This is a genomic window from Colwellia sp. MB3u-8, from assembly GCF_014076985.1.
In the GTDB taxonomy this organism is placed as follows: Bacteria; Pseudomonadota; Gammaproteobacteria; order Enterobacterales; family Alteromonadaceae; genus Cognaticolwellia.
Genome location: NZ_JACGVA010000038.1, coordinates 33,471 through 52,433, shown reverse-complemented (window position 1 = coordinate 52,433; position 18,963 = coordinate 33,471). Strand labels below are relative to the sequence as shown.

General features: G+C 37.7%; 16 protein-coding genes and 1 tRNA gene. 12 read left to right on the top strand and 5 right to left on the bottom strand.

What is annotated here, in order from left to right; genetic code table 11:
• The first annotated feature begins 864 nt into the window (after window positions 1–864).
• The 5 genes from H4J54_RS04105 (at window position 865) to H4J54_RS04085 (ending at window position 4,664) form a co-directional block, all read left to right on the top strand.
• Complete coding sequence (locus H4J54_RS04105) at window positions 865–1,107, top strand: hypothetical protein (RefSeq protein WP_182189679.1); 243 nt, start codon at window positions 865–867, stop codon at window positions 1,105–1,107.
• Window positions 1,108–1,188: 81 nt separating this feature from the next.
• Window positions 1,189–1,401, top strand: coding sequence for a hypothetical protein (locus H4J54_RS04100; protein WP_182189678.1), 213 nt, complete (start codon window positions 1,189–1,191; stop codon window positions 1,399–1,401).
• A 412-nt stretch (window positions 1,402–1,813) separates the two neighbouring features.
• Complete coding sequence (locus tag H4J54_RS04095; protein WP_182189677.1) at window positions 1,814–2,173, top strand: hypothetical protein; 360 nt, start codon at window positions 1,814–1,816, stop codon at window positions 2,171–2,173.
• A gap of 780 nt (window positions 2,174–2,953) precedes the next feature.
• Window positions 2,954–4,135, top strand: coding sequence for a DUF2157 domain-containing protein (locus H4J54_RS04090; RefSeq protein WP_182189676.1), 1,182 nt, complete (start codon window positions 2,954–2,956; stop codon window positions 4,133–4,135).
• Window position 4,136: 1 nt separating this feature from the next.
• Complete coding sequence (locus H4J54_RS04085) at window positions 4,137–4,664, top strand: GDYXXLXY domain-containing protein (protein ID WP_182189675.1); 528 nt, start codon at window positions 4,137–4,139, stop codon at window positions 4,662–4,664.
• A gap of 366 nt (window positions 4,665–5,030) precedes the next feature.
• Here H4J54_RS04085 and H4J54_RS04080 read toward each other — a convergent pair.
• Together H4J54_RS04080 and H4J54_RS04075 are read right to left on the bottom strand one after the other, a co-directional pair.
• Window positions 5,031–5,107, bottom strand: a tRNA-Val gene (locus H4J54_RS04080).
• Window positions 5,108–5,331: 224 nt separating this feature from the next.
• Window positions 5,332–6,705, bottom strand: a complete 1,374-nt coding sequence (locus H4J54_RS04075) for an MATE family efflux transporter (RefSeq protein WP_182189674.1) — start codon at window positions 6,703–6,705, stop codon at window positions 5,332–5,334.
• 68 nt (window positions 6,706–6,773) lie between these two features.
• Here H4J54_RS04075 and H4J54_RS04070 point away from each other — a divergent pair, with 68 nt between their 5' ends.
• Window positions 6,774–7,391: a riboflavin synthase subunit alpha gene (locus H4J54_RS04070; protein ID WP_182189673.1), complete on the top strand. Its 618-nt coding sequence runs from the start codon at window positions 6,774–6,776 to the stop codon at window positions 7,389–7,391.
• Between the two features lie 586 nt (window positions 7,392–7,977).
• Here H4J54_RS04070 and fdxA read toward each other — a convergent pair.
• On the bottom strand, window positions 7,978–8,310 hold the full coding sequence (gene fdxA / locus H4J54_RS04060; protein WP_182189672.1) for a ferredoxin FdxA: 333 nt from the start codon (window positions 8,308–8,310) through the stop codon (window positions 7,978–7,980).
• Between the two features lie 183 nt (window positions 8,311–8,493).
• On the opposite strand from fdxA, the gene H4J54_RS04055 reads away from it, so the two are divergent.
• Entirely contained in the window at window positions 8,494–10,140 is a 1,647-nt protein-coding gene (locus H4J54_RS04055; protein WP_182189671.1) for an NAD(P)/FAD-dependent oxidoreductase, read from the top strand.
• 170 nt (window positions 10,141–10,310) lie between these two features.
• On the opposite strand, the gene H4J54_RS04050 is transcribed toward H4J54_RS04055, so the two are convergent.
• Window positions 10,311–10,898, bottom strand: a complete 588-nt coding sequence (locus H4J54_RS04050; protein ID WP_182189670.1) for an START domain-containing protein — start codon at window positions 10,896–10,898, stop codon at window positions 10,311–10,313.
• Window positions 10,899–11,085: 187 nt separating this feature from the next.
• Window positions 11,086–13,017, bottom strand: coding sequence for a bifunctional diguanylate cyclase/phosphodiesterase (locus H4J54_RS04045; protein WP_182189669.1), 1,932 nt, complete (start codon window positions 13,015–13,017; stop codon window positions 11,086–11,088).
• 585 nt (window positions 13,018–13,602) lie between these two features.
• On the opposite strand from H4J54_RS04045, the gene thrS reads away from it, so the two are divergent.
• From thrS to H4J54_RS04020, 5 genes are all read left to right on the top strand, one after another.
• Entirely contained in the window at window positions 13,603–15,513 is a 1,911-nt protein-coding gene (thrS, locus tag H4J54_RS04040) for a threonine--tRNA ligase (protein ID WP_182189668.1), read from the top strand.
• 89 nt (window positions 15,514–15,602) lie between these two features.
• The gene (infC, locus tag H4J54_RS04035; RefSeq protein WP_182185186.1) at window positions 15,603–16,157 is read left to right on the top strand and encodes a translation initiation factor IF-3; all 555 of its coding nucleotides are present in this window, start codon (window positions 15,603–15,605) and stop codon (window positions 16,155–16,157) included.
• Window positions 16,158–16,336: 179 nt separating this feature from the next.
• Window positions 16,337–16,531, top strand: a complete 195-nt coding sequence (gene rpmI / locus H4J54_RS04030) for a 50S ribosomal protein L35 (RefSeq protein ID WP_146878580.1) — start codon at window positions 16,337–16,339, stop codon at window positions 16,529–16,531.
• Window positions 16,532–16,546: 15 nt separating this feature from the next.
• The gene (rplT, locus tag H4J54_RS04025) at window positions 16,547–16,903 is read left to right on the top strand and encodes a 50S ribosomal protein L20 (RefSeq protein ID WP_182130971.1); all 357 of its coding nucleotides are present in this window, start codon (window positions 16,547–16,549) and stop codon (window positions 16,901–16,903) included.
• Between the two features lie 378 nt (window positions 16,904–17,281).
• Window positions 17,282–18,385 (top strand): phosphoribosylaminoimidazolesuccinocarboxamide synthase, encoded by a 1,104-nt coding sequence (locus tag H4J54_RS04020; protein ID WP_182189667.1) that lies wholly within the window; start codon window positions 17,282–17,284, stop codon window positions 18,383–18,385.
• The last annotated feature ends 578 nt before the right edge of the window (window positions 18,386–18,963 follow it).

Here is an 18,963-nt window from a genome sequence, read left to right as displayed (position 1 = left end):
TATAAAAAAACCGAGAAACTAATTTAAAGGCTTTCAGGTTTATCGGGGGGTAATTAACCAATATATTGTTTGTTACCAGCATTAAGCCAGTGAGACCTTATATCTTGTAAACAGGAATTTACCACAAGCTAGTCCCTATTAATATGGATGATCTTAAAGGAAATTCTGTGATTTATCAATATCAATGAGGCAATATCATGGCGGCTATAAAGCAAATAAAATCAGATGATTGGAACGCAGCGATTTGCATTTAAAGCACTAGACCTATTTGTAAACCTTAAGCTTAAAAATTGATGCAGAATCATTTGTTATTCAAAAGGAATAGAAGATAAAGCCCCATTTGAAAAGTCAGAAAATATTAAGTTTACAGTTTTTGAGATAGCTATAGGAAAGGGGGGCTTAATGATGATAGTTCACTGCGCGCTAGCGAACATGATATAGGCGATTTAGAAAAATCATGAGTTAAATTTTTTGCTGATACCACTTTAGATTAACTTACATCAACTATAAAATCTGACAGATAGCGATAGGTTATTAATTAATAAAAAAGGACCTTAATATATGATTAAGATTCTTTTTATGTTTAACTTTTTAATCCTTAATGGCTCAGTGGTATACTCATTATTTACTTTTTCGTCTTAAAGTAAGCGACTGATCTTCCCCCGCTTTAACGGACACCAAAATCTAACTATAGATGAGGTGTTCTATGCCCAAGTACAACAATCCAAGGCGAATGTTGACCAAGTCAATTCGCACAAAAAAGGTATCTGGTTTACACTATTCATGCAAGATTAATGACTTTTTTATTTATCGATTTATTGACAATAAGCTTTGTAAAACTAATCGAACTAATAGAGTATTCCAATGAAAATTAAATCCTTATTTTTTTTAGTATTCCCAATATTAATAGCGTGTGATGGTGGCAGTAGTAGTGAGATTAGTATCGAAGTGGTTATCTCAAATGGAAAACTACAATGCCAAGATAATGCCATCCCTATTAGCACGACTAAAGGTTATCTAACTGATTCTGGAATATCAGTTAAGTCCGAAAAATGGAATATCTGGGGTCAGAGTAAACTTTTAAGTAAGGCGAATATGGTAGCTTAGCTTTCAGAGTACAAATGGTTAAGCTAACAAATAAATGGATTAGGAAAGCAACCAGAACTTTGTATTGCGCACCCGTTATATTTGGCGATTGATAGGCAAACTAGTCGACGGTTAGAAAGTTACCGAGCCTTTATTGCTGAGCATGTCGATAAAGCGTTAATAACGGATATCAGACAAGCGACAAATAGAGGGATGGCTATTGGCAGTGAAGAGTTTAAACAACAAATAGAAGCTATAACAGACAGAAGAATGCGCCCAGCCAAAATGGGAAGACCTAAAGTTAAGGGTGATTAATAGAGGTTAGAAAAGTTTAGTCTGACCCTAGATAGATACTTTACAATATGACCCCAGATACTTTATAAAGGTTGTTTAAATTGACACTGACCCTTTTATTTCACTGACCCTTTTATTTCATGACTCAATTGAAAAATTAACAAGACACCCATGATAACGAGCAGCCTAAAAAATAGTTTTGCGATTTATTACGATGGGTGTGATCTTCCCCCGCTTTAACGGACACCAAAATCTAACTATAGATGAGGTGTTCTATGCCCAAGTACAACAATCCAAGGCGAATGTTGACCAAGTCAATTCGCACAAAAAAGGTATCTGGTTTACACTATTCATGCAAGATTAATGACTTTTTTATTTATCGATTTATTGACAATAAGCTTTGTAAAACTAATCGAACTAATAGAGTATTCCAATGAAAATTAAATCCTTATTTTTTTTAGTATTCCCAATATTAATAGCGTGTGATGGTGGCAGTAGTAGTGAGATTAGTATCGAAGTGGTTATCTCAAATGGAAAACTACAATGCCAAGATAATGCCATCCCTATTAGCACGACTAAAGGTTATCTAACTGATTCTGGAATATCAGTTAAGTCCGAAAAATGCGGAATTCATAAAGGGATTGATTTTCCCGCTGTTTGCTCTGGGGAAACAGGGCAGGTCCATATTTTCACTATTAATAAAAAAGATTTAAATGAGGCTGAAAATCTTGGATTTATTGAAAGCTCAACTTTCGAAGAAGGTTTTGAATTAGTAGAGTGTGACAGTTTATAAAAATTACAATTAAAAGCGGTGTCAAATCATCCTGAGTTACAAAAGTCAAATAGGGTGTCAGGTCTTGCCTTTTGTCTCTAACATGAAATGGCAAAAGACAAGACCTGACACCCTTTCTTTTCTTAAATTAATGTAGCACTTTATTTTTAATGCTACATATATGCTACAAAAATATAGGTAGCTCCATCGTATTACTGGTTAAGTCTATGTTTTTTATGTCTTTATTGTTTAGCTTTACTAGAGGGTTTGGGTGAAAATTAAAACTAAGAGGCAACATGCAAGATTATTTCCATACACAACAGGTTGTTTAATGGCTCCTATTGTTATTGGCTCTAATAATGAATTTGTTGGTATTGCACTTATCTCTGCTTGTGACTCGATTCTTCTATTTTATTTTGATCCTGTATTTAAATACTATAAGTCTCACCTTCCAAAATTCGATAAATATTGTAAAGTATCTTTTGCTCTGGAGTGCTCATTGCTGTTATTTCAAATTTATTACCTAGCTATTCTGGTGTTTTGTTGGCTTTTTGGGGGATTCCTGTTTTTATCTATGGGTTTGTATTCTGTCGTGAAATTGATCTGCTTGTGCAAAAGTAAAGCTAACAACTTAAAGAGGGACAAAATAAAGTTGGCTATTTTGTTCACTCCGTTCATCTGTTTTAGCCAACTCTATTTTGCCCCTTAATTGGGCGTTGCAAAGGTCTGGATTCTTTGGTGGCTAAGTTTGGTGGCACACATCACGGCTAAAAAATATTATAAATATAATTAAGGCGTTAAATGAAAATATCCAAAAAACTTAGTGAGTGGCAACAAGAAAATCTAATTGATGCAGCTATTGTAGAAAAAATAAATGAATATGAGTCACACGCTTCTAAACCTATCGCGTTATGGGTAGTTGGTGGTCTGGGTGTTTTTGCTGTAATAGTTGGGATTGTTTCCGTGATTGCGTCAAATTGGCAGCAAACACCTGCATGGGTGAAACTGTTTGCTGCGCTACTTATTTGTTTGTGCGTAGCGACTGCCTTATATCGAGTAGCGCGTCGAAATGACAACACTACTAAACGATTTTGGGTACAAGAATTACTTGTTATTTTTTATTACGGTTTTGTTTTGGCCGCTATGGCGCTTATAGGGCAAACCTATCAGCTAGGTGGGGGCTTAAATAAATTATTCCTTGCATGGACTTTGGCAACCATACCGCTGGTGTTGTTAGGCCGTGGAAAATTTCTTGCGACGTTATGGATGATAGGCATTGGTATTACATACTTTTTAAATATCGAAGTACTTTACGATGTGCTTGAAAAAATAACACAATCAGAATTCTATTCTAACATTACGGCGGGTTCTCTATGTGTTTTAACACCGGTGTTGTTTATATTGGTTTCACGTATACCTTGGCTGTATAAAAATCGTCCTTTATTTTCAGAGGCGTTTTCTACATGGAGTTGGTTTGCAATCATTTTGATGGGTTGGTTCTCTCAGTTCTTTTGGTATGACAATGCTAATTTAAATGGAAGCGTTATTAATTATATTACATTGATTTGCTTTTTAGCCGTAGTTGTACTTGTGCTTTTAATTCCAAAATTGTACGCCAATGGGCCTGAGGAAATGCATTTAGCAATGCGTATTGTATTAATAACCGTGCTTGTATTGAGCGCTGTTGGCGCATATTTTTGGCAAAATGACAGCTCACATCTAATCGGCGCTTTGAGTAATTTAGTGTATTTGTGTGTTTTAGGTTGGGCGGCATTGAAAATTAAATCGATAGGTTTTTTTAATACCGTAACAGCTTTAATCTGCTTACGTATCATCGCTATTTATTTAGAAGTATTTGGGACAATGTTTGATACAGGCATAGGATTAATAATAGGCGGTGTTTTAACTTTGTTTATTGCTTGGTGGTGGTTTAAAAAATCAGATGCCTTGGCAAGTCGTTTAACTATGGCGGGGGATGCCTAAAATGAATAATAAAATTTTAATCGCCGTTGCTATCCCTTTTGTTTTATTGTGTTTATTGATTGCTCGCGCTGAGTATCATGTAAAAACTGGGGAACAATGGAATGTGAATATCACAGGTTATGATCCTCGTGATCTTTTAAGAGGGCATTATTTACGCTTTAATCTTGCTTACGACTGGGAGACTACCGCGCATAAATGCGATTCAGGAGCAGCGTGTTGTTTATGTTTGACGAGTACAGACAGTCAAATTCCTAAAGTTAATAAAGTGAGTTGCGATGTGGCAAAAACACAATGTGATGCTTTTATAGCGCCAGAGTATGAAAGAAGCTTACACAGGTTTTATATAGCAGAAACGGATGGAAAGCGAGCTGAAGATTTATTGAGTGAAGCACGAGCCAATAAAAATGCATTTATTTCTCTTTCTATTAACAAAAAAGGTGAGCCAATAATTAGAGATCTGCTTATTGGTGATAGACCTATCGGTAATATATTGCGTGAGACAGCAGCAGAAAATAATATGCATAAATAAAAAGATGCATAACAAGTTGCTGCAGCGGAAAATGATTGCTACATAAACCGCAACAATTTGAAGATAAATTTACTTTCTGTAAGTTATTGAAAGGCAATCTGGAAGCAACCGCAGTAGACGACTCATGTGCCGAGGTTTGGCTTCTTGGGTTGCACGCCACCATAATGTAATTTATCCCCCAAAGACCTCTTATAATCAGACTCACTTAGTTTAAAAGTCTGTCCGTAGTAAATTGGTCATTCGTTGAAGGGAATTTTTTAGATACCATCTACAAATCAATAAGAGATAGTGATTTAGATTAGCTATAACATTTTGTTTGTGGAACAAAAAAGGGATAACATTTCTGTTATCCCTTTTTCTATAATATGGTGCTCGCTACTGGACTCGAACCAGTGACACCTTGCATGTCATGCAAGTACTCTAACCAACTGAGCTAAGCGAGCGTTACTTCTAAGTAAAATTGTTGAGTGACTCAACGAGGCGCTATGTTAGCGATCTGTTTTAGCAAGTGCAAGCAATTTTATCTAAAATATGATGCGATTGCTGTTTAATTCAGCACTGGGTATTGTGCTTGCTTATTTAAGCAACAAATAGCTCAATAAAAGTTACACGCTATTTTAAATAGTCTAAAAGCAAGGCGTTAGAGTACCAAGCTAAAAACATTCGATTAACTTTTCAAGGCTGCGTGTTGCTCAAAGCGCTTTTGCACTATTTTTAAGCGCCAAGCCAGTAATACGGCTGCTACTGTTAAGCCAGAAATAAAGCCTATCCAAAAACCATAAGGACCTGATGCTGGTGCTATCCAATCGGTTAAGCCCAGTATTGAACCAAAAGATAAACCCACAACCCAGTAGGAAAAGAAGGTGATATACAAAATCGACTGTGTGTCTTTATAACCACGAAGTGCACCCGCTGAAATAACTTGTATGGCATCGGAAAACTGAAATAAAGCCGCTAAAAACATTAAGCTGGCAGCAAGTTCAAGGACTTCGGTGTCTGTGGTGTAGATAGTGGCAATTTGTGTGCTGAACAATAAGGTAATGGCTGCGGTTACTACCGCAATAACCAGTCCCAAAATAACCGAGTATCGGCAGAGTTCCTTGGCTTTTTCAAAGTTTTTATTACCGACTTCAAAACCCACTTTTATGGTCACGGCCATGGCTAAACTTAATGGCACCATAAAAACCAAACCAGAAAAGTTAATGGCAATTTGGTGGCTGGCAACAACATTAGCGCCAAAGGGCACCAGTATTATGGCTACGGCGGCAAATAAGCTTACTTCAAAAAGTAATGAAAATGCTATGGGTGTGCCTAAAGCTAATATAATTTTAATTTCTGACCATTGTGGCCAATAGAATTTGGTAAACAATGGCGCGTGTTTTAGATGTTTTGAAAAATAAGCATAGGCAAGCATGCCAAGGAACATCACCCAGTAAACAATGGCTGTGGCAATACCACAACCCGCACCACCGAGTGCAGGCATACCAAACTCACCATAAATAAAAATATAGTTGGCGGGTATGTTAATCAACAAGCCTAATATGCTGATGATCATGGTCGGGCGAGTAAAAGACAAACCTTCTGAATAATTACGTAAAACCAAATACAGACAATAGCCTGGGCCGCCCCAAACAATGTAACCTAAATAGTCAAACATTAGATGTTTAAGCTTAGGCTCCATCGAAATAGAGTCGATTAACATAGGGGTGGCAATGTAGTAGAGAATAATGATGATTATTGAGAAAAAAACCGCTATCCAAGCGGTTTGATAACTGGCTTTTGCCACTTGATCAAACTGTTTGGCTCCCGATAATTGCGAAACAATACTGGCCAGTGCCATCACAAGACCTGATAGGGCTAAAATTAAGGGCAGCCAAACACTGCTGGCTACGGCAACGGCTGCCATATCAGTGGCACTAACACGACCCGCCATGACAGTATCGGCAAAACCCATTAAATTTTGGATCAATTGGGCGATTAAAATTGGGTAAGCCAATTTCATTAAATTTTTACTATTGGAAAAAAAACGATTTATGTTCATCAAAGCAATTATATCATTAGGTTATTCTTGCTAAGATAGCAAAAAGTAGAATATTCGTTGGATGATATATGTTTACCGGTATAGTGCAATCACAAGCTGAAGTAATTGCGATAATGCGTAAAAATAATGCGATAAGATTAAAAGTTGCGTTAGAAGCCCCACTAATAGCTAATCTTGAAATTGGTGCGAGTGTGGCGATAAATGGTGTTTGTTTGACCGCTGTTGAGTTTGGCCATCTAAGTGATCAGAGCAGCTTTATAAGTTTTGATGTGATTGATGAAACGTTACGGGTGTCTAACCTTGCTGATATTAAGCTAGGTACACAAGTCAATGTTGAGCGCTCGTTAAAAATTGGCGATGAAATCGGTGGTCATATGCTCAGTGGCCATGTTCATACTCAAGCTGTTTTGGCTAATCGTATCGATAGTCAGGACAACTGCACATTAAGTTTTACCTTAGCGCCTGAATATCAAAAGTATGTATTTGCCAAAGGTTTTATCAGTATTAATGGCATTAGTTTAACGCTAGGCGCTGAAGTAGGAACGCTATTTTCGGTCCATCTGATACCCGAAACCTTAGCGCGTACCAATTTACAGCATGCAGCGATTGGCGATAAAGTGAATATTGAAATTGATCAACAAACCATGACGATTGTTGAAACCATTGAACGTATGAAACTAAGCTGAAATTATTTTTGACGCGAGCATTTTTCTACGCGAAGGTGACTTGCTAGTACTCACCTTTTGCTAGTACTCACCTAAAGTGCAGTTAACTGTTGGGGGTTAGTACCTAGTAATCTTCTTGCTTGTTAGGTATTTACTTAACCGGATAATAGTGAGTTTAACTCACCATAAGTTTTAACAGAACGAAGGTTTAAAAAAACTGTTCATTATTACTACCCATACCGAACAAAATTTTTTGATGAGACTCGTCAATATGTCAATTCAAGTGCATTTTCATGTAACAAGCGGGGCATTCATCCTAATAATTTTGCTCACCTGCACTAGCGTCTAAGGCCAAATGTATAGGGTGGCCGAAATGTGGGCATTCAATGCGTTGTTCTTTAATTTTATGGGGCATGATGGCTCCTAGATTTTAAGCTCGAGGCGTTGTACGTTTTAGTATGAACATTTTTAGTTAACGTGCGATTTTTCTCTAGGCTCAATATCGCCCAAAACACTTGCCACTAAGGGCGAAACACTGTTTGGGTAAAACCCTGAGTTAGTGGAGGTAAAGCGCGTGGTAAAACTGTTGACAATTTTATGGGCGAAATTAATCAACTTCAGTGATTAGATGATTAATTTTATTGGGTACACCATCCCATTGCTCTGCATCAACAGGTGCTGGAATAATTTCGGTGATCACTGGCCATATTTTTGCCAGTTCAGCGTTGAGTTCAATAAAGTCTTTTTGATCTTCTGGCACATCATCTTCTTGATAAATCGCGCCAACAGGACATTCAACAGGGCACAAGTCGCAATCAATACATGAGTCAGGATTAATGACTAAAAAATTGGGTCCTTGATGAAAGGCATCAACAGGACAAACTGCGACACAATCAGTGTATTTACATTGAATACAATTATCAGTAACTACAAACGCCATTTTATTCCGCTTATTTTATCTTATTGAGCTATCAAATCGACTAGCATTACTACTATCAAAGGTCAGATCATACCTAGCTTATAAACAAATTCAATTATTGTTTTAGCTTTGTATTTGGTATCGCTAGTACTATCAGGTAAAATAGCGCCAATTTTTACCCTAGCCTCGCTTTGGATACACGATATGTTGCGTTTAACTAACGTCAAATTACCACTAAATCATCAACCGGAAGAATTAGAGCAAGTTATTCTTGCAACATTAAAAATCACCGCTGAGCAGCTTACCAGTTTTTCAATCTTTAAACGTGGTTACGATGCACGTAAAAAGAGTAAGATCATTTTGATGTATACCTTAGACGTAGAAACAACAAAAAATGAACAGCTTATTGCTGAGCATGTCAATGATCAAAATATTAAAGTTAGCCCTGATACAAGTTATAAGTTTGTTGGTCAAGCACCCGAAAATTTAATCGAGCGCCCAGTGGTTATTGGTATGGGACCTTGTGGTTTATTTGCGGGCTTACTCTTAGCACAAATGGGCTTTAAACCCATTATTTTAGAGCGCGGTAAAGAAGTACGCCAGCGTACTAAAGACACTTTTGGCTTTTGGCGGAAAAAAATTCTTAATCCTGAGTCCAATGTGCAATTTGGTGAAGGGGGTGCGGGTACATTTTCTGACGGCAAACTCTGGAGCCAAGTTAAAGATCCAAAGCATTATAGTCGCAAAGTATTACATGAGTTTGTTGACGCCGGCGCGCCAAGTGAAATTCTATACGTCAGTAAGCCACATATAGGTACCTTTAAATTGGTCACCATGGTAGAACAAATGCGGGCAGAAATTCACCGTCTTGGCGGCGAAGTACGTTTTGAACAACGTGTAGACGATATTCACTTTGCCGAAACGCAAGATAACAACGGCAATAGGCAAGTTACCGGTTTAACTTTATCGACAGGCGAGGTCATAAATACTAAACACATTGCTTTGGCTATTGGCCATAGCGCACGTGATACTTTTACTATGTTGCATGAAAAAGGTGTCTTTATAAAAGCTAAGCCATTTTCTGTTGGTTTTAGAATTGAGCATGAACAATCAGTTATTGACGATGCTCGTTTTGGCGACAATGCCGGCAATCCTATTTTAGGTGCGGCTGATTACAAACTTGTTCATCATTGTAAAAATGGCCGTTCAGTTTATAGTTTTTGTATGTGTCCTGGTGGCACAGTGGTTGCTGCCGCGTCAGAAGCAGGGCGTTTAGTCACCAATGGCATGAGCCAATATTCACGCCATGAACGTAATGCTAATAGTGCTATTGTCGTCGGTATTTCACCAGAAGATTATGACGAAAATGGTAGCAAAGACAACGTACTGGCGGGCATTGAGTTTCAGCGTCGGTTAGAAGAAGCAGCCTTTAAACTGGGTGGCGAAAACTATGATGCACCGGTACAGCTAGTGGGTGATTTTCTTGCTGGACGAAAAAGTGGCGAGCATGGTGTTGTAGCGCCATCTTATAAACCTGGTGTTAAATACTGCGATTTAAGTGAAATTTTACCTGACTACGCTATCGAAGCTATTCGTGAAGCATTACCGGCATTTGAACGCAAAATTAAAGGTTTCTCGATGGCTGATGCAACATTAACCGCTGTTGAAACACGGACTTCGTCGCCGATTAGTATAACCCGTGATAAAGATAGCTATGAGAGTTTAAATACAAAAGGCTTATATCCGGCCGGTGAAGGTGCAGGTTATGCGGGGGGTATTTTGTCTGCGGGTATTGATGGTATTAAAGTCGCTGAAGCCATGGCGCTTTCGATGCTGAAACATTATCAATAAAATGTTAACTGCGCTAGCCTTAACTAACTCATCAAAGTGAATAACCTAGCTTGATGAGTTACTTTAGCCTTAACTTTAGCCTTAACTAAAGGCTTTAGTTAAGGCTAAAGTTAAGGCTTAATACCTCATGCTAGCGTTTGAGTTGTACTGAGCTTACAAGCGCTTTACGATTAGTGTATTTCCTGGATATCTTCGTTAACTTGTCGTTGCCACTGACTTTGAGGCAATTGGCTTTGAATATTATGTAGCGTGGTCCAAATGCCATTCAGTGTCATGGGTTTGGTTAGCCATAGTGGAATATTACCTTTAGGGTCAACCATAAACTGGTAAGTTATTGCTATGCGGTCAATGGCCACAGGTACTATTGTCCAATGGGCGCTCAGTAAGTGCATACGTATCACATCTTGGGTTTTTTCTATGGCATGACTAGCGTCTTTAACCGCAATCTCAATCGATAGATCCTCGTTTTGCCAATAACGAGAGTGCGCCACTATTTCACGTGCTGAAATTGGCCATAAGCCTTTAAATCGAGTAACAAATACACTTTCGTTACTTGAACTTTGGCTAATGCATTTAGCGGACTCCACATTGTCTAGCCAATGAGGAACCTGCTTAAAATCTTCAATAAAATAGATAAAGCCCGCTAAGCTTGAATTAACCTTAGCCTGGGCCTTAATTTCAATCACATCGTCATATTGACTAGCACGATAAAAAACACTTAATTCACTATTTTTCTTCCAAATGTTCCATGACGACAAATCATTTGCTTGAACGTTATGACTTAACAGCAGCAGGAAAATTAGCAGACAGTAATTTAAGCACCTTAAATGAGTCACTGAGAAAAATATAACGCTGACATTAAAAGCTTGACGCAAATGCCTATTCCTTATCTTAAAGTATTGCTGGTATAAACAGTGTTTGTGCAATAACCTAGGTGATCAGGCACTAGTTCATCGATTTAATTATTTTTGATGGCGTGGGTTGCCATACACCGGCACCGTTGTGTACAAGATGACTCATACCTTGATTTAATACTTTATTACCAACAATCGTTGAATTTTCAGGATGACTAATTAAAAATCCTTGGATGTATTTAACCCCTAAAGACTTTAATAATTCTAGCTGTATAATATCTTCTATACCTTCAGCGACTATTTTTAAATCAAGTTGATAGGCCATATCTATGATTGATTTTAGTATTTTCTTATACTTAATACTACTAGTGGCTTCATTAACAAACATTTTATCAATTTTTAAAATATCGACAGGTAATGTTGCCAATATTGCTAATGAGCTAAAACCTGTACCAAAATCATCAATAGCAATAAAAACACCTTCTTGGCGAAGTTTCTCTAATTCTGTGATAATTTCATCTGATATATCAAGGAAGCAAGACTCGGTAATTTCAAGCATTAATGATGAAGGTGGCAGTCCGGTTTTTATCAGTGTATCCATAACCCACTGATAAAGTGGACGATGCTTAAGTTGAATAACAGAGACATTAACAGAAACTTTGGTTTTTTTCATACCGGCGTTATACCAAGCAAACATTTGACGACAGGCTTCATTTAATATCCAATCACCTAGTGGCAATATTTGATTAGACTCTTCTGCGATCGGAATAAACTCTGTGGGTGAAATAACCCCTTCCTCTGGGTGCTGCCATCGAACAAGTGCTTCAAAATAACTGATCACACAACCTTCAACATGAATAATAGGTTGGAAGCTTAAAAAGAAGCTGTTGTTAGATAAGGCTTGTCTCATCTCTTCCAATAAATAATGATAGCGCCTTAATTGGCTACCCATTTCAGGAGAGTAAATTCTATAAATCCCACGTCCATCTTTTTTAGCACGATACATTGCCACATCAGCTAATTGTACTAATGTATTAGGTTTGCTAGCACTCTCAGGGTACATAGCAATACCTATGCTAGCACTAATCTTAATCGTTTTATTGCCTAAAATGAATTCACGCTCTAGTTCTGATAAGACAAATTTTGCAATATTAATAGCAAACTCTGAATTTTCTATGTCAAAAAGAAAAAGAGTAAACTCATCACCACCAAGTCTAGCTAAGTTTTTTTCAATACGGTTATTTGATTGGCTGAAATTTAGTTTATTACTGCGAACAAGTGAGTTCAGTCGCTCAGCAACTTGGATCAGTACTTCATCACCGAATGAATGGCCAAACGAGTCATTAACTTGTTTGAAGCCATCAAGGTCAATAAATAATAGCCCACTTTTTAATTTTTCACTCTGTGTTAACTGCTCTTGGATATGTTGCAGGAAAGTGTGGCGATTGGTTAACTTTGTTAATGCGTCACAAAAGGCACCTTGCTCAGTATCTATTTTATATTGCTTTGCATATCGTGCTATATCTTCTAACGTAGAGTTTAGATTAGCTAATATAGAATATTCTGGTTTGTATGCATGCTTTTCACCAAATGTGTTTGCTATGCCATCAGTAATCGCATAAATAGCTTTTAATTTACTTTTTTGATAATTTAAAATTAAAAAACCAGCGATAAAACCAACCAAAAGTAGCGCTAGGGAAGGATAAAATACGGCTAATATAATGTTAAATAAAATAAAGTTTAATGGTGTTACTAACCAGTTATCATTCTTTTTTTCTACTTTAACAACCAGCTTCTGCTCATTATCTCTAGCTAAGTTATCAATCAGTAAAATATGACTTAAATAGCCATCAACATCAGTTAATTGTTGTTGAGGTAATTCATAAGCAATAGTGGGTTGGCTGGGATGAAAAGTAGTTATTTCTTTAGATAAAATTGAAACAAAAAATATATAAACAATAAGGAAAAATAATATAGTCAAAAGCGTGGTTGTTTGCCAATATTTAGCGGTAGATTTATTCATACTTTAATATTCCGTTATCAAGAAGCCCTACAATCAGTCATATTGCTTCTACAATACTGCTGACTAATATTAGGTTACATTTTATTTTTATTATTTTATATACGTCTAACGCTTTTTACATGTTATTAGCATTTTTATACACGTTTTTATACATATGAGTAACTTAATCGGGTCGCCATCATATCCACACTCGTTGATTTTATCAAGCCGTTACGGGCTTTCAACTATAATATTAGGGCTTTTAACTATCATGTTATGAATGGGTAGCGTGAGACTTAAAAAGAAACTTTATACTAACGAGTGTAACTAATGCATACAATATATATACAGATTGATAATAAAACTGAGTAACATACATTTATTTTTTATGCTCAATGATAGCGTCAAGGCTGTACTTAAAATTTATTTTCGGTTACCCTACGGCGAAATTTTATTGCTAGTTGTTAACGCTTAAGTAACGAGATACTCAAACGATACTCAAAGGTTAATGGCTGAAAAGATAATATTAACCAATTAATTTAATTGCCAAAATAATTTAATTCAAGTGACACTTCGTATGTGCCACCACTGAACAAAGGAAAATACATGCCTGTTATTACGCTTCCCGATGGTAGTCAACGCACTTTTGAACAAGCTGTCTCTGTTATGGCGGTTGCCTTAGATATCGGTCCTGGTTTAGCAAAAGCCACCATTGCGGGTCGCATTAACGGTGAGTTAGTCGATGCTTGTGAATTAATTAAAGAAGATGCAGCGTTACAACTTATCACCAGTAAAGATGCGGAAGGCCTTGAGATCATTCGTCACTCGTGTGCGCACTTATTAGGCCATGCTATTAAGCAGCTATATCCAAACGTTAAAATGGCGATTGGCCCAACGATTGATAATGGTTTTTATTATGATATTGACCTTGAAGAGTCAATTACGGAAGACGATTTAGTTAAACTTGAAAAACGTATGACTGAATTAGCCCGTACCGGCTATGAAGTGATTAAAAAAACAGGCTCATGGCAAGACGCTTACGATGCGTTTACTGAACGTGGTGAAAGCTACAAATTACAAATTCTTGATGAAAATATCGAGAAAACAGATACACCTGCTTTATACCATCATCAAGAATATGTTGATATGTGTCGTGGTCCTCATGTACCGAGCATGCGTCATTGTCATCATTTTAAATTAATGAAAGTAGCCGGCGCTTATTGGCGTGGTAATTCAGATAATAAAATGTTGCAGCGTATTTACGGCACAGCATGGGCGGATAAAAAACAACTTAAAGCCTATATTGTTCGTTTAGCAGAAGCTGAAAAACGTGATCACCGTAAAATTGGTAAAACATTAGATTTATTTCATTGGCAAGAAGAAGCGCCAGGCATGGTGTTCTGGCATAACGATGGTTGGACGATTTATACTGAGTTAGAAAAGTTTATTCGTGAAAAATTACGCGAATACGATTACGACGAAGTTAAAGCACCGATGATGATGGACCGAAGTCTTTGGGAAAAATCAGGTCATTGGGATAAATATGCTGATGGCATGTTTACCACTGAATCTGAAAAGCGTGAATACGCAATAAAACCGATGAACTGCCCAGGGCACGTACAAATATTCAACCAAGGGTTGAAATCTTACCGTGACTTACCTTTGCGTATTGCTGAGTTTGGCTGTTGTCATCGTAATGAACCTTCAGGCTCTTTACATGGTTTGATGCGCGTACGTGGTTTTACTCAAGATGACGCGCATATTTTCTGCATGGAATCGCAAGTGCAAGCCGAAGTCACCAAATGTATTGAAATGGTTTACGACGTATATGGCTCATTTGGTTTTGAAGATATCATCGTTAAACTATCCACTCGACCTGAAAGTCGCATTGGTAGTGATGAAATTTGGGATAAAGCGGAAGCCGGTTTGGCAAAAGCATTAACCGATAGTGACATCGCTTTTGAGTATTTACCCGGCGAAGGGGCTTTTTATGGCCCTAAAATTGAATTTACCTTAATGGATTGTTTGGGACGTGCTTGGCAATGTGGTACTGTGCAACTCGATTTTGCACTGCCAGAGCGTTTAGGCGCAACTTATGTCGGTGAAAACAACGAAAGATACATTCCGGTCATGATCCATCGTGCCATTTTAGGTTCACTTGAACGTTTTATTGGTATTTTGATCGAAGAGTATTCTGGAAAATTTCCAACTTGGTTATCGCCAATTCAAGCAACTGTGATGAATATTACTGATAAACAAGGTCAATATTGTGAAAAAGTTGTAAAAAAACTAAAAGAAAGTGGATTTAGAGCAAAACTAGACTTGAGAAATGAGAAAATAGGCTTTAAAATCCGCGAGCATACTTTAAAGCGTGTTCCGTATTTGTTAGTCGTCGGTGATAAAGAAATGGAAACTGGCGAAATTGCAGTACGAACGCGAAGTGGTGAAGATTTAGGAACAATGTCGGTTGACGACTTTATTGCTAAATTATCTGATGAAGTGAAAACTCGTCGCTAAACACTTTGTAAAACGAACACGTATATTATTATTTTATCCAAGTAAGCTAATACTAGCGCTTACTTGGTAACAACGTTCTTTGGAGGAACATGGCTATTAAAGGTGGACAACGTGGCGGGCAAAAAGAGCCGGCGCATCGTTTAAATGAGTTAATCACAGGTATTCTAGGCAATGAAGTTCGTTTAATTAAATATGACGGCGAACCAGGTGGCATAGTTTCATTCGATGAAGCTATGGACCAAGCGGAGGACGCAGGTGTAGATCTTGTAGAAATCAGCCCAACAGCAAAACCTCCTGTTTGTCGAGTTATGGATTACGGTAAGTTTATCTATGAGAAGGCTAAAGAGCAGAAAGAGCAACGTAAAAACCAGAAACAAATACAGGTTAAGGAAATTAAATTCCGACCTGGTACAGATGAAGGCGATTATCAGGTAAAGCTACGCAACCTGAAACGCTTTTTAGAAGGCGGCGACAAGGTCAAGGTAACATTACGTTTCCGTGGCCGTGAAATGGCCCACCAAGAGCTTGGTCTTGAAATTTTAACTCGTGTTAAAAACGATTTAGAAGAATTGACCGTAGTTGAGTTCTTCCCTCGTAGAGCGGAAGGGCGTCAAATGGTGATGGTTCTAGCCCCTAAAAAATAGATAATACCCGGTTTGCAAGTAGCTCAATGTTTTTCGAAATATTGAGCTCACCGCTATTATCTTTAAGCTGGTAAACAAGGCCTACAAGCAGAGTTCGACATCTTAGCTTAACCGCTAAGCACTGAGAAACCCTCGCCTAGTTTACTTTATATTTGGCATAACAATGCGGAGTTATTAACATGCCTAAAATGAAAACCAATAAAGGTGCTGCAAAGCGCTTTAAACAGACAGCCACAGGCTATAAATTTAAACAAGCCGGTCTTCGTCATATTTTGACTAAACGCCGTACTAAAGTTAAACGTCATCTTCGTGCGAAATGCATGATTTCGGCAGCTGACATTAAGTCAGTTAAAAAACTTTTACGTCACGGTTAATAGGAGAAATAGAAAATGGCAAGAGTAAAACGTGGTGTACAAGCGCGTGCACGTCACAAGAAGGTTCTAAAGCAAGCTAAAGGTTACTACGGTGCTCGTAGTCGCGTTTATCGTGTTGCTTACCAAGCTGTAACTAAAGCTGGCCAATACGCATACCGTGACCGTCGTCAACGTAAGCGTCAATTCCGTCAACTTTGGATTGCTCGTATTAACGCAGCAGCTCGTCAAAATGGTTTATCTTACAGCCGTTTCATTAATGGTCTTAAAAAGGCTTCTATTGAAATCGATCGTAAGATCCTAGCTGACATTGCAGTATACGACAAAGCAGCTTTCACATTCTTAGTTGAAAAAGCGCAAGCTTCTTTAGCATAGTTTGAGATAATAGCTCTGAGAAAAGGACGCCCTAGGCGTCCTTTTCTTTTTTTAATTTTTAAAAAATTGACTAAAAAGTCAAGAAAGTTGAATCGTTAATTAAGCAAATTAAGCGAGTTGAGTACAATATCAAACTGAGCAATAAACTAGCCCAATAGGTATAATACCAATCTCACTAATTATCTGATCATTTTTACTGGTTAAAACAACCAACTACTGCGTTATTTATTTAATAATTAGAACAACTAGTTATTAAAATAAATGCCTTATATTTGGTCATTTTCCCTGCGTATAAAGTAGACCACCTAATTAATGAAATGGGTATAAGTTTGTTTAATTAAAAGTTCATGTTCAATTATAGGAAGTAAAGGTCTTATTATGAGTCTTGCTGATCAAATTTTAGCGGTAAATAATGATTTACCTATTCGCACTGATGTTGCCGTTCATAGCGGTAAAGTTCGTTCTGTTTATTGGTTAACTGAAATCGACAGTCGTCGCTTAATTCAAGAAAAAAATTATGATGTTGCACAAGATACCCCATTAGCGATTATGGTGATCAGTGATCGCATCTCAGCGTTTGATTGTATTTGGCACGGCGAAGGTGGTATGAAAGGTGTTCCTGGTAAAGGCGCAGCATTAAATGCCATTTCTAATCATTGGTTTAAGTTATTTAAAGAGCAAGGGTTAGCTGATAGCCACATTCTTGACATACCGCACCCGTTTGTTTGGATTGTGCAAAAAGCTAAACCTGTGATGATTGAAGCCATATGCCGACAATATATTACCGGTTCAATGTGGCGATCGTATGCTAAAGGCGAGCGCGAATTCTGTGGTATAGAACTAACCGATGGCCTTGAAAAAGACAGTAAGTTGCCGCAATTGCTACAAACGCCATCAACTAAAGGTGTGTTACAAGGCATACCTGGTGTACCTGCAGTAGATGATGTCAATATCACTCGACAAAATATTGAAGATAATTTCGCCGACTTTAATTTTAAATCAGTAGGCGATATCGCTCTGTATGAAAAGTTATTAACCGAAGGTTTTGATGTTATCTCAGATGCATTAGCGAAACTTGATCAAATCTTTGTCGATACTAAGTTTGAGTTTGGCTATGTTAAAGACCGTAAAGGCAATGACAAGCTTATTTATATGGATGAAGTAGGCACACCTGATTCATCACGTATTTGGGACGGCGAGCAGTATCGCGCGGGTAAAATTGTGGAAAACTCTAAAGAGGGCTTTCGTCAATTATTACTTAAGCACTTCCCAGACCCTGATATTCTTCTAAATAAAGACCGCATGACTGAACGTGAAGCACTTGCCCGTGACAATGAGTTACCCGCAGAGGTATTAATGGCAGTTTCAGCAACCTATATCGCGATTGCTGAAAAAATAACGGGTAAAGAAATTGTTTTATCGACCAATCCTAAACAAGAAGTTATCGATATTTTACGCGACGAATATCAACTAATTGACTAACGTTTAGCTTTAGCCTTACATAGCCTCGCAATAGCGGGGCTTTTTTATGCTCAGGACGAGCGGTATGCTGCGCTCACATGGATGTGAAAGAGCAGCGATGCTCAGGACGAGCGGTATGCTGCGCTCACATGGATGTGAAAGAGCAGCGATGCTCAGGACGAGCGGTATGTTGCGATCACATGGATGTGAAAAAGCAGCGATGCTCAGGACGAGCGGTATGCTGCGCTCACATTATTGTTCCTAACCATCTGGGTCATGGCTCCTGCATTACGCTAATGACTTAACTCCTTTTTAAGAGCATAGCTTGATGGCATCAGCACATTGATGTGCAAAATAACGATGGTGAGTATTTATATTTTTCGCCTTTGCCAATGTCAACGTTAAAGCATTCGCCTTTAAATAACATTTAATCAGCCATCTATATTTAATTGTTCGTTTTTGATGCAAAGATAAAGGCTCTGCACCAAAATTGCTCCTTTATATTACTTTAATGCACCGTCCTGGTGCGATTAAATTATCCTCACCTTTCATTTTTAGTCTAATCTTTTGTATTTAAAGTGTTTTTTATTTTGGGTACA